The organism is Candidatus Palauibacter soopunensis (genome assembly GCF_947581735.1).
Lineage (GTDB): Bacteria > Gemmatimonadota > Gemmatimonadetes > Palauibacterales > Palauibacteraceae > Palauibacter > Palauibacter soopunensis.
Map to the genome: position 1 here is coordinate 1 of NZ_CANPVT010000048.1, position 2,629 is coordinate 2,629.

Here is a 2,629-nt window from a genome sequence, read left to right on the forward strand (position 1 = left end):
CGCCGGCCACGAAGTCGAGGATCCGCTCCCCGGCCGGAAGCACGATGACCGTGGTGTGGCGCACGCGCGCGCGGAGCCGGGGGATCCGCTCTTCGCCTTCCTCCGGCACCGGCACGCGCAGGTAGGCGGCATCGCCTTTGGCTTGCTGGGCGGTGGCATCGCAGGGGACTACAGCCAGAAGCAGTGTCAGCAGGACGACGACGATCCCGAGCAGGATCGCAGCGGTCGGGGTTGCTTTCATGGTGTTCACGTCCTCTCGGTTGGTGGGGTGGGATGGGTTCGGCCCGCGAGCGCTTCGAGCGCCCGGGCCAGTCCGTGCCTCGCCACGGCTTCGGCGCGTTTCTCGGCGTCCAAGGGCGAGGAGGTGTAGAGCCAATAGCTCTCGGGATCGACTTCGAGGCGGAGCACCGCCGCCTCGTCCGGGCGGCGGAGATACAGTTCGCGCTTGGGCGTCAGCGCCCGGATCCGGGCGACCTCCGACTCGTTCAGCCGGAACAGCGCCCCGGCCTCGTCGGGCAGTTCGGCGTTGGCGAGGAACAGCTTGGTGGGGATCGATTCGAGGAGCGCCGAAGCGCCCGGCGTCCCCGTCACGTCCACGGCGGACTGCGTCGCGAGCACGAGCGCGGCGTTCTTCTTCCGCCACGTCTTGGCCGCCTCGGCCAGGTAGTTCAGCACGGCGGGGTCCTGCATGTACCGCCACGCCTCGTCCACGACCATCAGCTTGAGCCGCGCCGTCTCGGCCGGGTCCTCGATCTCCAGGCGCATGCGTTCCAGCAGGTAGGAGAGCGCCGCCTCGCACAGGTCCGCGTGCTCCGCCGCGCCCGCCAGGTCGATCACCTGCCAGTCCCGGAACTCGATGTCGGTCGCGCCCGATGGCGCGTTATCAAAGAACGCGCCCCACGCGCCGCCCTCCGTCCAGCGGCTCAGCGCGGGCCACATCGCGGACGGGAGCGAACCGGCCAGCACCGTGAGCGTCCGGCGCTCGGTCCCGAGCGCGTACAGATCCTCGATGCGCGCGCGGATCTCGCTCGTGTCCGCGCCGCTCGCCTCGAACCCGCCCAGCGTGAGGAGCCGGAGCACCCAGCCCGTAAGGAACTGGAACGTCCTCGTGGTCGGGGGAAGCGCGAACGGCTGGAGGCGGAGGGTGGGCTCCGCCTCGCCCGGCGCGAGCTCCAGATACCGGCCCCCGAGGAACCGGGTCAGCCAGCGGTAGGAGCCGCCCAGGTCCAGGATCAGGATGCGCGGATCGTACTTGAGCGCCTCGACGAGCAGGAAGTTGAGCGTAAAGCTCTTGCCCGAGCCCGTCGCCCCCAGGATCAGCGTGTGGCCCACGTCGCCCGCGAACAGGTCGTAGTGGTGCGCCGTCCGCCACGGCGTCTCGAACACCGCCAGCGGCTCGCGGTCCAGATGGCGGCTCTTCCGGTTCCCCCGCGGCGGCCCGAACACGGGCGCGAGGCACGCGGCGAGCCCGGCCGATACGAACACCTTCCGCACCTGCCGGCGTCGCGGCTGGGCCGGGAGCCGGGCGAACCACGCGGGAAGCTGGCCGTAGCCCTCCCGGATCACCTTCGCATCGTGCGCGGCGAACAGGCGGCGCACGTCTCCGTCCAGCCGTTCGATTCCTTCGAGTTCGCCGTGCAGCGCCACGGTCAGCGACACCTCGCCGTAGGCCACGCCGTCGGCTTCGAGTTCCACCAGCGCCGCTCCCAGACGGTCGGACTCCGCGGCCGCCGCGGAATCGACCATCGCCGCCGCCGTGCCCTGCGCGTCCTGGGCGTGCGCCATCATCGAGTAGCGCCGCGAGAAGTAGTGGCGCTGCGCGCTCCGGATGCGGCGCCGCGCCGCCTCGACCGTCCACGGCCGCCATTCGAGCGAGACGGTCGTCACCGCGTCCAGGCAGTACAGCTCGCGAAGCAGGTTCGCGTGCGCCTGGCCGGGCGGCGACAGCAGCGAATAGAGGATCACGGGCTCGCCGTCGAGCCGAAGGTGCGAGCGCTCCGCTTCCAACTCCGAGAGCGCAAGCCGCCAGTTCATGCCGCTTCCCGTCGCGCCGTCCCAGAACGTGCCGGGGCGGTTGATCAGTTCGGACAGAAGCTGGGACGCTTCAACGGCTCCCAGCATCTCGACAGGAGTGTGTTCGGCGACGAGCGAGCGGCCCGCGTCGATCATCGCGCGGAACCGGGCTGCGACCGCCTCGATCTCCGAGGCCAGGTAGGTCGTTGACGTCTTGCCGCCGCGCTTGCGAAGCCGCCTGAACCGCGACAGCGGTCCTGGCCCGGAGCCCCCGCCCGCCGAGCGGAGGCCCGGGTCGTGCGACCAGACTACGAAGGCGTCGAGCCGCTGAACGCGCCCGGCGAGGAACGCGGCTCGCTTGCGCCCCGACAGGGACGCGATATCCGAACCGCCCTTCCCGGGAACGTCGTCACGGCTGGGACGCCGGAGCAGATGGAATTGGAGGCGCGCATTGGAACCGAGCCCCGACAGCAGCCGCTGCCAGAGCCCGAGCACGCGGTCGATCTGCTCCGGCGTGCGGCCGTCCACCGCGGCGGGACGGATCCGGCCCGCCGCCGCCAACTCGCCCGAACGGGTCAGGCAGGTGCGGTCGTCGTCGAGCCAGCCCCAGTAGGGC

At 71.3% G+C, this 2,629-nt stretch carries 2 protein-coding genes; both read right to left on the bottom strand.

Features of this window, described 5'->3' with window-relative positions; all coding sequences use genetic code 11:
- Positions 1-241: hypothetical protein (locus RN901_RS12225; RefSeq protein ID WP_310758568.1), on the bottom strand; the 241-nt coding region annotated here is incomplete at its 3' end.
- Positions 242-246: 5 nt separating this feature from the next.
- Positions 247-2,629, bottom strand: a 2,383-nt coding sequence (locus RN901_RS12230; protein ID WP_310758569.1) for a DUF87 domain-containing protein, incomplete at its 5' end; no start/stop codon positions are given.